Source organism: Mycobacterium angelicum (assembly GCF_002086155.1).
Taxonomy (GTDB): Bacteria; Actinomycetota; Actinomycetes; order Mycobacteriales; family Mycobacteriaceae; genus Mycobacterium; species Mycobacterium angelicum.
Genome location: NZ_MVHE01000097.1, coordinates 1 through 15,138 on the forward strand (window position 1 = coordinate 1; position 15,138 = coordinate 15,138).

Annotated in this window: 14 protein-coding genes and 1 pseudogene; 5 read left to right on the plus strand and 10 right to left on the minus strand. The window is 64.8% G+C overall.

What is annotated here, in order from left to right:
• Positions 1–700, plus strand: a pseudogene (locus tag BST12_RS32325) (hypothetical protein); the annotation flags it as partial.
• A gap of 3 nt (positions 701–703) precedes the next feature.
• On the opposite strand, the gene BST12_RS26920 reads toward BST12_RS32325, so the two are convergent.
• Entirely contained in the window at positions 704–1,231 is a 528-nt protein-coding gene (locus BST12_RS26920) for a gamma carbonic anhydrase family protein (RefSeq protein ID WP_083116255.1), read from the minus strand.
• A 127-nt stretch (positions 1,232–1,358) separates the two neighbouring features.
• On the opposite strand from BST12_RS26920, the gene BST12_RS26925 reads away from it, so the two are divergent.
• Both BST12_RS26925 and BST12_RS26930 read left to right on the plus strand, forming a co-directional pair.
• Positions 1,359–2,516, plus strand: a complete 1,158-nt coding sequence (locus BST12_RS26925) for a 3-ketosteroid-9-alpha-monooxygenase, oxygenase component (RefSeq protein ID WP_083116256.1) — start codon at positions 1,359–1,361, stop codon at positions 2,514–2,516.
• Between the two features lie 5 nt (positions 2,517–2,521).
• The gene (locus BST12_RS26930; RefSeq protein ID WP_083116257.1) at positions 2,522–2,965 is read left to right on the plus strand and encodes a hypothetical protein; all 444 of its coding nucleotides are present in this window, start codon (positions 2,522–2,524) and stop codon (positions 2,963–2,965) included.
• A 394-nt stretch (positions 2,966–3,359) separates the two neighbouring features.
• Here the strand turns inward: BST12_RS26930 and BST12_RS26935 are convergent, their stop codons facing one another.
• The 8 genes from BST12_RS26935 to BST12_RS26970 all read right to left on the minus strand — a co-directional run bounded on the left by BST12_RS26935 (position 3,360) and on the right by BST12_RS26970 (position 11,494).
• Positions 3,360–4,505, minus strand: coding sequence for a sulfotransferase family protein (locus BST12_RS26935; protein ID WP_083116258.1), 1,146 nt, complete (start codon positions 4,503–4,505; stop codon positions 3,360–3,362).
• On the minus strand, positions 4,505–5,287 hold the full coding sequence (locus tag BST12_RS26940) for an SDR family oxidoreductase (protein ID WP_083116259.1): 783 nt from the start codon (positions 5,285–5,287) through the stop codon (positions 4,505–4,507). Before BST12_RS26940 ends, BST12_RS26935 begins: the two co-directional genes overlap by 1 nt.
• A complete protein-coding gene (locus tag BST12_RS26945; protein ID WP_083116260.1) occupies positions 5,284–6,423 on the minus strand; it encodes a hypothetical protein in 1,140 nt (379 codons plus the stop codon). Before BST12_RS26945 ends, BST12_RS26940 begins: the two co-directional genes overlap by 4 nt.
• Positions 6,424–6,514: 91 nt before the next feature.
• Positions 6,515–6,799, minus strand: coding sequence for a hemophore-related protein (locus BST12_RS26950; RefSeq protein ID WP_083116261.1), 285 nt, complete (start codon positions 6,797–6,799; stop codon positions 6,515–6,517).
• Positions 6,800–6,868: 69 nt separating this feature from the next.
• Entirely contained in the window at positions 6,869–8,635 is a 1,767-nt protein-coding gene (locus tag BST12_RS26955; RefSeq protein WP_083116262.1) for a PPE family protein, read from the minus strand.
• A 104-nt stretch (positions 8,636–8,739) separates the two neighbouring features.
• Entirely contained in the window at positions 8,740–9,774 is a 1,035-nt protein-coding gene (gene dmpG / locus BST12_RS26960; protein WP_139801976.1) for a 4-hydroxy-2-oxovalerate aldolase, read from the minus strand.
• An 11-nt stretch (positions 9,775–9,785) separates the two neighbouring features.
• Positions 9,786–10,700, minus strand: a complete 915-nt coding sequence (locus tag BST12_RS26965) for an acetaldehyde dehydrogenase (acetylating) (RefSeq protein ID WP_083116264.1) — start codon at positions 10,698–10,700, stop codon at positions 9,786–9,788.
• A gap of 8 nt (positions 10,701–10,708) precedes the next feature.
• A complete protein-coding gene (locus BST12_RS26970) occupies positions 10,709–11,494 on the minus strand; it encodes a 2-keto-4-pentenoate hydratase (protein WP_083116265.1) in 786 nt (261 codons plus the stop codon).
• An 83-nt stretch (positions 11,495–11,577) separates the two neighbouring features.
• Here BST12_RS26970 and kstD point away from each other — a divergent pair, with 83 nt between their 5' ends.
• Together kstD and BST12_RS26980 are read left to right on the plus strand one after the other, a co-directional pair.
• Positions 11,578–13,260 (plus strand): 3-oxosteroid 1-dehydrogenase, encoded by a 1,683-nt coding sequence (kstD, locus tag BST12_RS26975; protein ID WP_083116267.1) that lies wholly within the window; start codon positions 11,578–11,580, stop codon positions 13,258–13,260.
• Between the two features lies 1 nt (position 13,261).
• Positions 13,262–14,122: a MaoC/PaaZ C-terminal domain-containing protein gene (locus tag BST12_RS26980; protein WP_083116266.1), complete on the plus strand. Its 861-nt coding sequence runs from the start codon at positions 13,262–13,264 to the stop codon at positions 14,120–14,122.
• 38 nt (positions 14,123–14,160) lie between these two features.
• Here BST12_RS26980 and BST12_RS26985 read toward each other — a convergent pair whose 3' ends face one another.
• Positions 14,161–15,003 carry a hypothetical protein gene (locus BST12_RS26985; RefSeq protein ID WP_083116268.1) on the minus strand — a complete coding sequence of 281 codons (843 nt, stop codon included), beginning with the start codon at positions 15,001–15,003 and terminating at the stop codon, positions 14,161–14,163.
• Between the last annotated feature and the right edge of the window lie 135 nt (positions 15,004–15,138).

Genomic DNA, 15,138 nt, shown 5'->3' on the forward strand with positions numbered 1-15,138 from the left:
GTCCCAGGCCATGACCGGTGGGCCGGGTGGGGCCGGCGGCGCAGGGGGTGCCGCAGGCATCCTTTCGGGCAATGGCGGGGCCGGCGGTGCCGGCGGCTTCTCCCAGGCCGCTGGCGGTGGTGTGGGCGGTGCCGGTGGTGCCGGCGCCATGCTTTCGGGCAACGGTGGCGTCGGCGGCACCGGTGGACTTTCCAATGGTGCCGCCGGCGGGACGGGCGGCGTCGGTGGCCTGGCCGGCTACTTCGGTGCCGGCGGCGCGGGCGGCTCCGGCGGTGCTTCGTCGGCGAGCACCGGCGGCGACGGCGGTGCCGGCGGCGCGGCCCAGCTGTTCGGCGCCGGTGGCTCCGGCGGCGGCGGCGGTCTTGGCTCGGTTTCGGGCGGCGCGGGGGGTCGCGGCGGTATCGGCGGAATGCTCAACGGAGATGGTGGCGCCGGCGGCGGTGGCGGGGCCGGTGCACTGGTGGGGGGAGCCGGCGGCGACGGCGGCAAAGCCGGAATCGTCGGCTCCGGTGGCACTGGCGGTGCCGGCGGCGATTCCACCAAAGGCCTCAGCGGCAACGGCGGGAACGGCGGCAACGCCCAGTTCATTGGTAATGGCGGTAACGGCGGCAACGTCGGTGTCGGCCTGAAAGGCAGCCCGGGTACCGGTGGCACCGCCGGCCTGCTGTTCGGCGCCCCCGGGACTCCCGGACTTACTTAGCCGCTACTCGATCGGCTCCAGCCCTGCCAGATGCCGCTGAGCCAGGTCGCGGTAGGCCTGCGGGTTGACGTTGACCCACATCTCGGCCCCGGTCCCTTCTATCGGCCCCTTCACCTTGGCGGGCGCGCCCACCACCAGCATCCCGGCCGGAATCTGAGTGCCGCCCACCACCACCGCCCCAGCCGCAACCATGCAGCGGGCGCCGATCACCGCGCCGTCGAGCACCGTGGCGTGGTTGGCGATCAACGCCTCTTTTCCGATATGCGCCCCGTGAATGCAACACAGGTGCGCAACCGTCGCGCCCGGACCGACATCCACCGGAATTCCCGGCGGTGCATGGAGCACCGATCCGTCCTGAATGTTGGCGCCTTCCCGGACGACCACCGGCGCGTAATCGCCGCGCAGCACGGCGTTGTACCAGACCGACGCGCCAGCCTCGACGGTGACGTCGCCGATCAGGGTTGCGGTCGGGGCCACAAACGCGGTGGGGTCGACCCGCGGTGCGCGACCTTCGAATGCAAACAGCGGCATCGTTTACATATACCGCAAGCTGCACACGCCCCCCAGTTAACACAGCCAGGGTCGCCTTCGTTGCGCTCTCCCGGCACAAAACTGTAACGTGTTCTAGTTAGAGGCCCGGTGAGCTGGAGGTGACAGGGTGAGTACCGACACACACGGCGTCGGCGTCCGGGAGATCGATGCCGGCACCTTACCGACGCGCTATGCCCGAGGTTGGCATTGCCTAGGTGTCGCGAAGGACTTTCGGGACGGAAAACCGCACGCGGTCAACGCATTTGGCACCAAACTGGTGGTCTTCGCCGACTCGAACGGGGAGTTGAAGGTTCTCGACGGCTACTGCCGGCACATGGGTGGCGATCTGTCCGAGGGCACGATCAAGGGCGACGAGGTTGCCTGCCCGTTTCACGACTGGCGTTGGGGCGGTGACGGCCGCTGCAAGCTAGTGCCATACGCCAAGCGCACTCCCAAAACCGCACGCACCCGGTCCTGGACCACCGATGTGCGCAGCGGCCTGCTGTTCGTCTGGCACGACCACGAAGGCAATCCGCCGGACCCCGCCGTCCGGATTCCGGAGCTTGCCGAGTTCGCCAGCGACGAATGGACCGACTGGCGCTGGAACAGCATCCTCATCGAGGGCTCCAACTGCCGCGACATCATCGACAACGTCACCGACATGGCGCACTTCTTCTACATCCATTTCGGGTTGCCGACGTACTTCAAGAACGTCTTCGAGGGCCACATCGCCTCGCAGTACCTGCACAACGTGGGCCGGCCCGACGTGGACGATCTGGGCACCTCGTACGGTGAAGCGCACTTGGACTCCGAGGCCTCGTATTTCGGGCCGTCATTCATGATCAACTGGCTGCACAACAGCTATGGCGGCTACAAGGCCGAATCGATCCTGATCAACTGCCACTACCCGGTTACCCAGAACTCGTTCATCCTGCAGTGGGGCGTCATCGTCGAAAAGCCCAAGGGCATGGACGAAAAGATGACCGACAAGCTGTCGCGGGTGTTCACCGACGGTGTCAGCAAGGGCTTCCTGCAAGACGTCGAGATCTGGAAACACAAGACCAGGATCGACAATCCGCTGCTGGTCGAGGAGGACGGCGCCGTCTATCAACTGCGTCGGTGGTATGAGCAGTTCTATGTCGACGTGGCCGACATCAAACCAGAAATGGTGGAGCGCTTCGAGATTGAGGTCGACACCACGCGCGCCAACGAATACTGGAACGCCGAGGTCGCCGAGAATCTCAAGGCCAAAGCGGCCGACGAAGTGCCCGCCGAGCAGCACTGACGCACATGTCCGACGATCAGGCGATCCCGGACGTCGATCGGCTGGCCCGGTCGATGCTGCTCTTGCACGGCGATCAGCACGATCACGACGACGCGCCGCCGTCCAATGGTGGCTCCGGAAGCTGGTCGAAATCAAGGGATTTCGCTGACGACCCGCAACGCGCTGCCGCCGTGCGAGAAGCGTCGCGCGCCGACCGCGAACGCTACCTGACGGCCGGACTGCAGCCGGTCGACTGCCGTTTCTGTCATGTCACCGTTGCCGTCCGACGACTGGGGCCGGGTCACACTGCGGTGCAGTGGAGTTCCGACGCAGCGCAGCGCTGCGCTCACTTCGCCGAAGTGCGTGCCTCCGGAGGAGATACCGCCCGCACCAAGGCGTGCCCGAAGCTGCGCGACAGTATCGAACACGCGGTGGCCGAAGGCTATCTGGACCACAACGAGCCGGACTAGTCAGTTCCGCCACATCACATCTGTCACAGTGGCCCCTCTCCGACCTGGCACCCTCTTTGCCCGCCTCACAGCGACACCAAAAACTGTCGCTCAGAGGCGGGCAAAAGCGTTATGCCCCAAGACAGAAACGCATGTGACAGCTGAGGCCAATCACGCAGGAAGCTCACCGTCGAAGTGACTTCGCCAGCATCCGCCACGCTGACCCCTCGCCAGCCCCGTCACGCTAACCCTCACCAGCATCCGCCACGCTGACCCCTCGCCAGCCCCGCCACGCGACCCCTCTCCGACCTGGCACCCTCTTTGCCCGCCTCACAGCGACAACAGAAACTGTCGCTCAGAGGCGGGCAAAAGCGTTATGCCCCAAGACAGAAACGCATGTGACAGCTGAGGCCAATCACAGCCCGGCGAACCGCTCCTTGACCGTCTCGACGGTAAGCCCATAGTCCGCCAGCGAGTACTTGTGCTTGGGCGCCCGCGCCCCGGTCTGGCTTTCGGTGTGGCTGTCCTCCATGGCCTTTCGCGCCTCATCGGTCAGCGTCAGGCCAAAGTGCCGGTAGATGTCGGCCACCGTGCCCAGTGGGTCGGCGATCAATTCGTGGTAATCGACGTCATAGAACTGAGCCGAATCATATTTCGCCCGTGCCGAATTGAACCGCTCCAGCCCGCGCGACCAGGTTTCCATCGCATCAGCACCGATCTGAGCGCCCACGAACGAATTCGACCACCCCTCGGCAGTGTGCTGGGCCAGCGAGCACATGGACGCCATGATCGTCTCGACCGGCCGGTGAGTCTGTATCACCAGCGCGTCCGGATAGGTCGCCATCAACGCGTCCAATGCGAACAAATGACTGGGATTCTTGAGCACCCAACGCTTTTCGGCGTCATTGAGCCCAATCAGCTGCAGGTTGCGGCGGTGCCGCCGATACGACGGCGTCCAGTCCTGACCAGACAGCCACTGCGCGTAGCTGGGCAGGTGCGCCAGTGTCTCGTAGGACACCGAATGCAGCGACTGCCGCAAGAGCTGCCAACACTCCTCCAGCTCGTACGCCGCCATGAAATGCAGACCGGTGTAACCCGGATTTTCCTTGTGATGCTGAGTGAACTGCGCATCGAGCTCGCGGTACAACGGATTTGATTCCCAGGTGTCGCGCGGCGGCCGGGGCTGCGGGAACTCGGCCAGCCACATGTGCAGGCCCTGATGCATCGGGTCGGCACCCAACAGCCGGTGCAGCGCGGTGGTGCCGGTACGCACCAGACCGGTGACGAAAATTGGGCGCGAAACCACGACATCGGCATGCTGCGGATACTGCTTCCAGGCCGCCTCGGACAACAACCTCGCCACCAGCGCACCACGCAGAAAGAACCGATTCATCTTGCTGCCCAACACCGTTAGGTCCGCTTCCCGCTGATAAGAGTCCAATAGCACGCGAAGCGCTTCGCGGTAGTTGTCCTCGTCGGTGCCGAAGTCGTCGAGCCCCACCAGCTTGGTGGCCGAGGCATGCAATTCGTCGACGGTACCGATATCGGTCCGGTCGGCCATCAGACGTGGTACTCCCCACAGTTGACGTCCAGGGTCTGTCCGGTGATGCCGCTGGACAGGTCGCTGGCGAAGAACAGGATCGCCGAGGCCACCTCGTCCTCGGTGGGCAACCGCTTGAGGTCGGAGTTCGCCGCGGTGGCCTGGTAGATCTGGTCCACCGTGGTGCCGTACTTGCCGGCCTGGTGTTCAAAGTAGCCCTGCAGCGTGTCACCCCAGATATACCCAGGCGCAACCGAATTCACCCGGATGCCCTGCTCGCCGAGTTCGGTGGCCAGCGACTGCGACATCGCCAGCAAGGCAGACTTGGCCATCTTGTAGGCGCCGTACTTGGCCTGGGAGTGCCTGATCACCATCGAGTTGACGTTGACGATGGAGCCGTGCGCTTCGGCCAAAGCCGGCGTAAACCCTTGAATGAGCCGCAACGCACCCAGCGCGCTGAGCTCGATCGCATCGCGGATGTGCTGAAAGGTGGTGCCGGCCAACGGTTTCATCGACGGCACCCGGAACGCATTATTGATCAGCACGTCAACCTTGCCGTAGGCCTCCATTGTGGCATCGACAAGGTTACTCACCTGATCGTCGTCGGTGATGTCGGTCGGCACCGCCACCGCGCGACGGCCAGTGTCGGTGATCTGCTTGGCCACGTCGTCGAGACGCTCCGCGCTGCGGGCGGCCAGCACCAGGTCGGCGCCGTCGCGCGCACACCGCTGCGCCAACGTGGTCCCCAACCCCGGACCCACCCCGCTGATCACCACTACTTTTCGCTTGAGCATCTCGGTCACCCCAGCATCCTGGCCGCAATTTGCTGCTGGCGCAAGGCAATCCGAGCGCGCCAGTCCTCCTCGGAGATCTTGTTGTGCTGAAAATGCGGCAGCATCGCCGGTAAGCCGTCGAAATCGACCAGCTCGACCGTGGGCCCGTCGGCCTCGGTCAATTCGCGTGACACCCGCTGCCAGCGGAACTGCAGTATGCCGCGCCGATGGCCAAGTGTTTCAACCCAATTCGTCACACCCGGGTTCTGGTCGGCGACGACGATGCGAACCTTGCCGTCCGGATCCGCTTGCGCCTGAGAGTTGTTCAGCGACGTCTGGTGATTGATGTAATCCAGCGATATGTACCACATGCTGCCCAGCTGGAAACCGAGATAGGGCGCATCGGACACCGGCACGGTGATCACCAAAGCCTGATCCGGGCGCAGATCGAAATGCCCCACCGACGAATACTGGGTCGCGAGCCCGCCCGGAGTCAGCCGGGGGGCCACCATCGTGTTCACCGGAATGTCGAGATAGAACCACTGCGGGAACTGCAGCCAGGTCTTCACCCGGTTCACCAGTTGCTTTCCGGCTGTGGCATAACGCTTTTCGATCAGCGCATGAGTCAATGGCGGCGGACCGGTACCGGCGGTGTCCAGCCGGGAAATGGCCAGGGTGCCGCGCTGCGCCGACCAGTCGCCGTACACCTCGCGGATCACCAGCTGACCCGGGCTGGTCGGGCGCACCCGCCATGCGAAGCTGCCGTCGGCGGCGATCTGTAGTTCACGGTCGTCGAACGCGGCCTGGCTGGGCGGCACGTTGGCGTCGGTGTACTCGCCACCGAGCAGCTGGAAGCTCAGGTCGGTGGTGGTGCCCCGCCGGCCGGTGACCACGTAGTCGCGGTCGGCGTGGACCCGGGTGCCGAAGTAGAGCGTGTCGGGATTGTCCAGGCCCATCTTGGTGAAAGGCCCGGTCCCCGACTGTAGGAATGGGTGGTCGCGTTCGTAGTCGAAGGCCAGATGCATACAGCCCGCGATACAACCCGCCAGGTACTGCAGCCCTTCCAGCAAGTCGGCTTCGGTTTCGATGAATGGTGCGGCGGCCACCAATTTCTCGGCCTCCGCGATCGCCTCGGTCAGCGGGTCTGAAAAGGGAGTGGCGCACACGCCCTCGACGCTAGAACGTGTTCCTATTTTGAGTCAACCGCGAACATTTGCGCGCGTCGTCCGCGGCGCCCACAAACGAAGCCCGATCACCTCAGGAGGTGCATTGGTTGGCCAGAGTGATCAGTGCCTGGCGCACATCGGGATGCCGGTTGAGGTAGTCGATCAGGTTGCCGTTAGACCCGTCAGCCTGCGATCTTGCCGTCAGCTCGGCCTTCACGTCGGGATGCCGGTCGAGGTACCCCTGAACCTGTTCGGACGCGGTTTGGCCGAAAGTGGTGTTGCACTGCCCCGGAGCCGCGCTGGCTACCGGCATCGCGATCGCCACGGCGGCGGTGCTAGCGGCAAGCAAGCCGCAGATTTTGGCAGTCAGGGTCATCGGATTGCTCCTTTGCGCAGCGCAGACGCAGATGTCCTATTCGAGCCTACGCGCGCTGGACGGCTACCTTCAGTGCCCGAAGCCCGACTGGCCCTTACCCGAGTTGAAGCCGCCCGAGTTGTTCTCACCCGCGTTACCGAAACCCGTAACGAGCACACCGGAGTTACTGAAGCCCGCGTTGTTGAAGCCCCGGTTAGCGATGCCTGACGAGCCGAGCGCGCTGGCGGCGTTGAAGTATCCGGTCTCGTTGGAACCGCCGTTCTGGATGCCCGAGGTGCCATCGCCCGCGTTGTAGAAGCCCGAGCTCCCAGTTCCGGTATTACCGAATCCCGAGCTCAATGAGGTGCCGGTTCCGATGAATCCGGCGCCCGTGTTGAGCGTGCCCGCGTTGAACAGACCGGTGTTCGTCGAGCCGGAATTCGCCCAGCCGGTGTTGAATATGCCGGATCCGAAGTCGCCGGTGCTATAGCCCCCGCCGTTGAAGCTGCCCGTGTTGAGAATGCCCGCATTGAAATTGCCCGTGTTCAACTCGCCGCCGTTGCCGATACCGAAATTCGCGAACCCACCATTGCCGATTCCGGTATTCAAGAAGCCGCCGTTGCCCACCCCGGTATTGAGGCTCCCCGAGTTGCCGAAGCCGGTGTTGTGGCCAACCGCCAGACCCATGTCCGTGCCGGAGTTTCCAATGCCCACGTTGAAACTGGTGGAGTTGCCGATGCCGAAGTTGTGGTCGCCAGAATTGAAGAATCCGACGTTGCCGGTGCCCGAGTTGAACAATCCGATGTTTCCGGTGCCGGAATTCAGGCCGCCTATCCCCACCTGATTGTCACCGGTGAGGCCGATACCGAAGTTGTGGTGGCCGGTGTTGCCGAAACCGATGTTGCCGATGCCGGTGTTGCCGAAACCACGATTGAAGTTCCCGGTATTGCCGCTGCCCAGATTGCTGGCGCCGGCGTTGCCATTGCCGATGTTGCCGTCACCGGTGTTGCCGAAGCCGATGTTGGAGTTGCCGAAATTGCCGCTGCCGATGTTGATACTGCCGAAGTTTCCGTTGCCCAGGTTCCCATTACCCTTGCCCGTGGCAAATGAGCCGTTGCCAGAGCCGAAGTTGTTGTCGCCGAAGTTGCCGCTACCCAGGTTTCCATTGCCGATGTTTCCGCTGCCGATGTTTGCGCTGCCGGTCATCCCGAACGAGATGCCATTTCCGCTGCCGACATTGGAATTGCCGAAGTTTCCGCTGCCGATGTTGGTGTCCCCGGTATTGCCACTGCCCAGGTTGGCTTTGCCGATGTTCCCGACGCCCAAATTAGGCAGGTCCTGCAGCGCCTGCGCCCACGGCGCCAATTGCGCGGCCGCAGCGGCGGCCCCGGAGTGATAGCCGGCCATGGCGCTGACATCGGCGGCCCACATCTGTTCGTAAAGACTCTCGGCGGCCGCGATCGCCGGCGCATTGAGCCCCAACCAGTTCGACCGCACCAGCGCCACGAACGCATTTCGGTTGGCCGCGACCGCCAGCGGGTGAATCGTGGCGGCCTTGGCCGCCTCGAAGGCGCCGACCACCGCCTTGGCCTGCCCGGCCGCCCCCGAGGCCTGCGTCGCCGCCGAACTCAGGAACCCCGCATACGGGGACGCGACCGCTGCCATCGCAGCCGCGGCCGGGCCCTGCCACGCTTGAGCGGTCAGCTCGGAAGTCACCGTCGCAAACGACGCCGCGGCCGAGCCCAGCTCGTCGGCCAATCCCTGCCATGCCGTTGCCGCCTGCAACATCGGCGCCGACCCGGCGCCGACGAACATCCGCAACGAATTGATTTCCGGCGGCAAAACCGCAAAGTTCATCACACACCCCGTTCCCGACTCCGGCTGGTGTGCTGAACGCTAGGGCAAACCCGCTCCGGTAATTTGCCTTTCGGTCAAATTCGGGCGCCGCCGAAACCGAATTCTCAGGGCGTCGCCGGGCTATTGAGCTCCCGCTTGATCTCCAAAGCGATATCGATGAGTTGGTCTTCCTGGCCGCCGATGAGTTTCCGCTGCCCAGCCCGGTGCAACAGCTGGTGGGCCGGCACGCCGTAGCGCTCGGCCTGCCGAACGGCGTGCTTGAGGAAGCTCGAATACACGCCGGAGTACCCCATGATCAAGGCATTGCGGTCGAGCAGGCATTCGGCCGGCATCGCCGGCCGCACCACGTCTTCGGCCGCGTCGGCGATGTCGAAGAAATCGATGCCGGTCTTGACGCCGATCTTGTCGAACACCCCGATCAGCGCCTCGACGGGCGCGTTGCCCGCACCGGCGCCGAACCGCCGCACGCTGCCGTCGATCTGCTTGGCGCCGGCGCGCACGGCCTCGACCGAGTTGGCCACCCCGAGGCCGAGGTTCTCGTGTCCGTGGAAACCGACTTGGGCGTCGTCACCGAGTTCGGCGACCAGCGCCGACACTCGGTCGGCCACCCCGTCGAGCACCAGGGCGCCGGCGGAGTCGACGACGTAGACGCACTGGCAGCCCGCGTCCGCCATGATCCGGGCCTGGGCCGCCAATTTCTCCGGCGCAATGGTGTGGGCCATCATCAGGAACCCCACGGTTTCCAAACCCAGTTCCCGGGCCAGCCCGAAGTGCTGAATAGAGACGTCTGCCTCGGTGCAGTGGGTGGCGATCCGGCAGATCGACCCACCGTTGTCCTGCGCCTCTTTGATGTCCTCTTTGGTGCCCACCCCGGGCAGCATCAAGAATGCGATCTTGGCTTCCTTCGCCGTTTCGGCGGCGAGCTTAATCAGTTCCTGCTCAGGCGTTTTCGAGAAGCCGTAGTTGAACGACGAACCGCCCAGCCCGTCGCCGTGGGTCACCTCGATCACCGGCACCCCGGCCGCGTCCAACGCCGTGACGATCGCGTGAACCTCGTCTTTGGTGAACTGATGACGCTTGTGGTGCGATCCGTCGCGCAGCGAGGTGTCGGTGATCCGAACGTCCCACGCGCCTTCCAGAATGTGGCCGGTCATCGTGCGCCTCCCGTCACCGCGAGCGTCTCCTTGGCGATCTCCTCGCCGACCTTGGTGGCCGCCGCCGTCATGATGTCCAAGTTGCCGGCGTACGGCGGCAGGTAATCGCCGGCCCCTTCCACCTCGATGAACGTGGTGACGAGCGCCTGGCCACCGGAATTCATCGACGGGTCGTCGAACTGCGGCTCGTTGAGCAGCCGGTAGCCCGGCACATACGTCTGAACTTCGGCCACCACGTCGTGAATGGATTTCGCGATCGCGTCGCGATCGGCGTCTTCGGGGATGGCGCAGAAGATGGTGTCGCGCATGATCATCGGCGGGTCGGCGGGGTTCAAGATGATGATCGCCTTCCCGCGTGCGGCACCACCGATGGTCTGCACACCGCGCGAGGTGGTCTTGGTGAACTCGTCGATATTGGCCCGCGTGCCCGGTCCGGCTGACACCGACGACACCGAGGCGACGATCTCGGCGTAGGGAACCTCGACGACCCGGCTCACCGCATACACGATCGGAATGGTCGCCTGCCCGCCGCAGGTGATCATGTTGACGTTCGGGGCGTCCAGGTGCGCACGCAGGTTGGCCGGCGGGATGACGGCGGGGCCGACGGCGGCCGGTGTCAGATCGATGGCGCGGATTCCGGCGGCCTCGTACTTGGGAGCGGCGTCCTTGTGCACGTAGGCGCTGGTCGCCTCGAATACCAGGTCGGGCTTCTCGGGCTGCTCCAGCAGCCAGTCGACGCCCTTGTGACTGGTCTCCAGACCGAGCTTGCGGGCGCGGGCCAGGCCCTCGCTTTCCGGGTCGATGCCGACCATCCAGCGCGGTTCCAGCCATTCCGAGCGCAGCAGTTTGTACAGCAGGTCAGTGCTGATATTTCCCGAACCGACGATCGCGACACTTGCCTTAGCCGGCATGTTGCTCCTTATTCGAACGACAATCGAACTGCGCCCAGACCCGTGAAATCAGCCACGAATTCGTCGCCGGCGCGGGCATCGATAGCCCGCGTGCACGATCCGGGAAGCACCACGTCACCGGCCTTCAACCGCACCCCGAAACTTTCCACCTTGCGCGCCAGCCAGGCCACTGCCGTCACCGGATTACCCAAAACCGCATCGCTGCGGCCCTCGGCGATCACTTCACCATTGCGGGTCAGCGTCGCCTCAATCGCCTTGACGTCGATATCGGCCGGCGACACCCGCGCCTGGCCCAGCACAAATCCCGCGGACGAGGCGTTGTCGGCAATGGTGTCGCACAGCGCGATCTTCCAGTCGGTGATCCTGGTATCGATCAACTCGATGGACGGAACCAGTGCCTCGGTGGCCGCCAGCACGTCCTCCTCGGTGCAACCCGCACCGGGCAGATCCCCGGCCAGGATGAAAGCCACTTCGACCTCGACCCGCGGATACAGATAGTTGGCCGCCTTGACGGGGGTGTCTTCGAAGACCTGCATCTCGTCCAGCAGGTGGCCGTAGTCCGGCTCGTCGACGCCCATCATCTGCTGCATCGCCTTCGACGACAGACCGACTTTGTGGCCCAGCACCCGGGCGCCCTCGGCAACCCGCTGGCGGATGTTGATCAGCTGAATCTCGTAGGCGTCGACGACGTCGATACCCGGATAGGCGGCCGTCAGCGGCGTGATCGGTTCCCGGCTGCGCTCAGCTTGCGCCAAATCGGCGGCGAGCTCGTCGCGGATCGCAACACTGAGCATTTACCGAAGTCCCCTTGTCTTTCCGCCCTCATGGTGACCGGGTCAGTAGCGCCCGACCCTGGCAATTCTATAACGTGTTCTACATGACAGCACAGGAGTACGACGTCGTCGTGGTCGGAAGCGGCGGCGCCGGCATGGTGGCTGCCCTCACCGCCGCGCACCGCGGCCTCTCGACACTAGTCATCGAAAAGGCCGCACACTTCGGCGGCTCCACCGCGCGCTCCGGCGGCGGCGTCTGGATTCCCAACAACGAGGTCCTCAAGCGCGACGGCGTCAAGGACAGCCCGGACGCGGCCCGCACCTACCTGCACGGCATCATCGGCGATGTCGTCGAACCCGAGCGCATCGACACCTACCTCGAGCGTGGGCCCGAGATGCTGTCGTTCGTGTTGAAGAACACGCCATTGAAGATGTGCTGGGTGCCGCGGTACTCCGACTACTACCCCGAGGCGCCCGGCGGCCGCGCCGACGGCCGCTCCATCGAGCCCAAGCCGTTCAACGCCCGCAAGCTCGGTCCCGACGAGGCCGGCCTGGAGCCTGCTTACGGCAAGGTGCCGCTGAATGTCGTTGTGATGCAGCAGGATTACGTGCGACTCAATCAGCTCAAGCGGCACCCGCGGGGCGTGCTGCGCAGCTTGAAGGTCGGCGCCCGCACCATGTGGGCGAAGTCGACCGGCAAGAACCTCGTCGGCATGGGCCGCGCCCTGATCGGGCCCCTGCGGATCGGCTTGCAGCGTTCCGGCGTCCCGGTCCAGCTCAACACCGCATTGACCGACCTGTACGTCGAGGACAACGTGGTGCGCGGCGTCTACGTCCGTGACACCACCGCGTCGGAATCCGCTGACCCGCAATTGATTCGGGCCCGGCGCGCGGTGATCCTGGCCTCCGGAGGCTTCGAACACAACGAACAGATGCGGGTGAAATACCAGCGCGCTCCGATCACCACCGAGTGGACCGTGGGCGCCAAGGCCAACACCGGTGACGGCATCATCGCCGGTGAAAAGCTGGGCGCCGCACTGGATGTGATGGAAGACGCGTGGTGGGGCCCGACGGTGCCGCTGGTCGGCGCGCCGTGGTTCGCCCTGTCCGAGCGCAACTCCCCCGGCTCCATCATCGTCAACATGTCCGGCAAGCGCTTCATGAACGAATCGATGCCTTACGTCGAGGCATGCCATCACATGTACGGCGGCGAATACGGTCAAGGGCCCGGCCCCGGCGAGAACATTCCCGCCTGGCTGGTGTTCGACCAGCGATACCGGGACCGCTACATCTTTGCCGGACTGCAAGCCGGGCAACGCATTCCACGGAAGTGGACGGAGTCCGGCGTGATCATCCAGGCCGACACACTTGAGGAGCTGGCCGGCAAAGCCGGGCTTCCGGTCGGCGAATTCATGGCAACCGTGGCGCGTTTCAACGGGTTTGCACGCGCGGGGGTCGACGACGATTATCACCGCGGCGAAAGCGCCTACGACCGGTACTACGGCGACCCCACCAACAAGCCCAACCCCAACCTCGGTGAGATCAGCCAGGCGCCTTACTACGCGGCGAAGATGGTGCCCGGCGACCTGGGCACCAAAGGCGGCATCCGCACCGATGTGCATGCCCGCGCCCTGCGGGACGACGGCAGCATCATCGAGGGCCTTTACGCCGCAGGCAATGTCAGCGCTCCGGTGATGGGCCACACCTACCCCGGGCCGGGCGGCACCATCGGGCCGGCGATGACCTTCGGCTACCTGGCCGCCCTGCACATCGCGGAGAGTCACTGATATGCCGATCGACGTCGAAGTGGCGCTGGCCGCCGAGCTAGATCCCATCGAATTCTCTTGGAGCAGTACCGATATCCAGCTCTATCATCTCGGTCTGGGCGCCGGCGCCGATCCGCTGGACCCGCGCGAGCTGCGCTACCTGGTCGACGAAACGCCGCAGGTCTTGCCGACCTTCGGCAATGTGGCCGCGACCTTCCACGCCACCAAGCCGCCGGTCGTGCGGTTTCCCGGCATCGACATCGAGCTGGGCAAGGTCCTGCATGCGTCCGAACGGGTGGAAGTGCCTGCGCCACTGCCACCTTCGGGTTCGGCGCGGGCCGTCACCCGGTTCACCGATATCTGGGACAAGGGCAAGGCGGCGGTGATCTGGAGCGAGACGACGGTCACCACCCCCGACGGCGCGCTGCTATGGACGCAGAAACGATCGATCTTCGCCCGCGGCGAGGGCGGTTTCGGCGGTGAACGGGGGCCGTCGGGTTCGGAAGCGGCGCCGGAGCGGGCACCCGACCTGGAGCTAGCGATGCCGATTCTGCCGCAGCAGGCGCTGCTCTACCGGCTCTGCGGCGACCGCAACCCGCTGCACTCGGATCCCGAATTCGCCGCCGCCGCAGGCTTTCCCGCGCCCATCCTGCATGGTCTGTGTACCTACGGCATGACATGCAAAGCCATCACCGACGCACTGCTCGACGGCGATGCCACCGCCGTCTCGGCATATGGCGCCCGCTTCGCGGGTATTGCGTATCCGGGCGAAACGTTGCAAGTCAACGTGTGGAAGGAAGATGGCCGCTTCTTGGCCGGCGTTGTCGCGCCTGCGCGCGACAACGCCGTCGTGTTGAGCGGCGTCGAACTGCGCCCAACGTGAAGCCAGCCTCACGCTCGAGCTCCAGCGTGAAGCCAAGCTCACGCTCGTCGGGCAGCCAATGCCGCATGTACCCGGCGAATGATCTCCGCCGGCTTATCGCCGGCGACTACCCTGATGCCGATCCAGCCTCGGCGTTGTAGCATCTCCAATCGCTTGACGTCCCAGGCGAACTGCCTTTTCTCGCTGCGGTGTTGATCTCCGTCGTACTCGACGGCGACCTTCACGTCTTCCCAGCCCATATCCAGATAGGCGATCGCTTCGCCAAACTCATCGCACACCGGAATCTGCGTTGCCGGCCGCGGCAGTCGGGCCTGCACCAGTACGACCCGCAACCAGGACTCCTTAGGTGATTGCGCGCCGGCGTCGAACAATTCGACCGCTCGGCGGGCCTGCACGATGCCTCGTCGCCCGACATGCCTGCCAAGCAGCAGGTCGATATCTACCCGCTTGACATCCGTCGCGCGAGCAAGCGAGTCGATCGCCGCCACCGCGGTCATGGTCGGATACCAGCAGCCGAGATCGAGCACGGTTCTGGGCGGCGATGTGACAGGCAGGTCATCGATGACTTCGATCTCGTCCTCCTCGATGCGGTCGCCGCGCGTCAGAATTCCCGGTAGCCGATGACGGTTATCGTGGAGCAGCTCCACGGCCCTGGCGGCGTCCACCCATTTACTGCCGTACAGCGCTGCAGCGGAAAACCCGGCGACCACGCCGCGCCGCCCTGCCCACAACCAACCAGCCTTCGCGCGCAACGCGGCAGTGATCTCGAGGTTCGGATCAACGTAGACATCGCGGAATATCCGCGTATATCGGGTGCACAGTTGACTCTTGGTAAGTGCTCCGTCGGCGATAGCTTCGCTGCCGATGAATGGCTCGCCCAACACCGCAGCAGCGTTGCACGGCACACCGCCACCGTCACTTCAGCCGGGCGAACGTGAAGCCAGTTTCACAGTGGACTACGAGCGTGAAGCTAGCTTCACGCTCGCGCGCCGCGGCGAGGCCCCAGGCCCCAGGCC

Excerpts from the sequence above, each read along its gene's own strand:
- kstD (WP_083116267.1), top strand. The coding sequence starts at position 11,578 with ATGACAGCACAGGAGTACGACGTCGTCGTGGTCGGAAGCGGCGGCGCC.
- BST12_RS26965 (WP_083116264.1), bottom strand. The coding sequence starts at position 10,700 with ATGCCGGCTAAGGCAAGTGTCGCGATCGTCGGTTCGGGAAATATCAGC.
- BST12_RS26955 (WP_083116262.1), bottom strand. The coding sequence starts at position 8,635 with ATGAACTTTGCGGTTTTGCCGCCGGAAATCAATTCGTTGCGGATGTTC.
- BST12_RS26950 (WP_083116261.1), bottom strand. The coding sequence starts at position 6,799 with ATGACCCTGACTGCCAAAATCTGCGGCTTGCTTGCCGCTAGCACCGCC.
- BST12_RS26935 (WP_083116258.1), bottom strand. The coding sequence starts at position 4,505 with ATGGCCGACCGGACCGATATCGGTACCGTCGACGAATTGCATGCCTCG.
- BST12_RS26970 (WP_083116265.1), bottom strand. The coding sequence starts at position 11,494 with ATGCTCAGTGTTGCGATCCGCGACGAGCTCGCCGCCGATTTGGCGCAA.
- BST12_RS26920 (WP_083116255.1), bottom strand. The coding sequence starts at position 1,231 with ATGCCGCTGTTTGCATTCGAAGGTCGCGCACCGCGGGTCGACCCCACC.
- BST12_RS26980 (WP_083116266.1), top strand. The coding sequence starts at position 13,262 with ATGCCGATCGACGTCGAAGTGGCGCTGGCCGCCGAGCTAGATCCCATC.
- BST12_RS26930 (WP_083116257.1), top strand. The coding sequence starts at position 2,522 with ATGTCCGACGATCAGGCGATCCCGGACGTCGATCGGCTGGCCCGGTCG.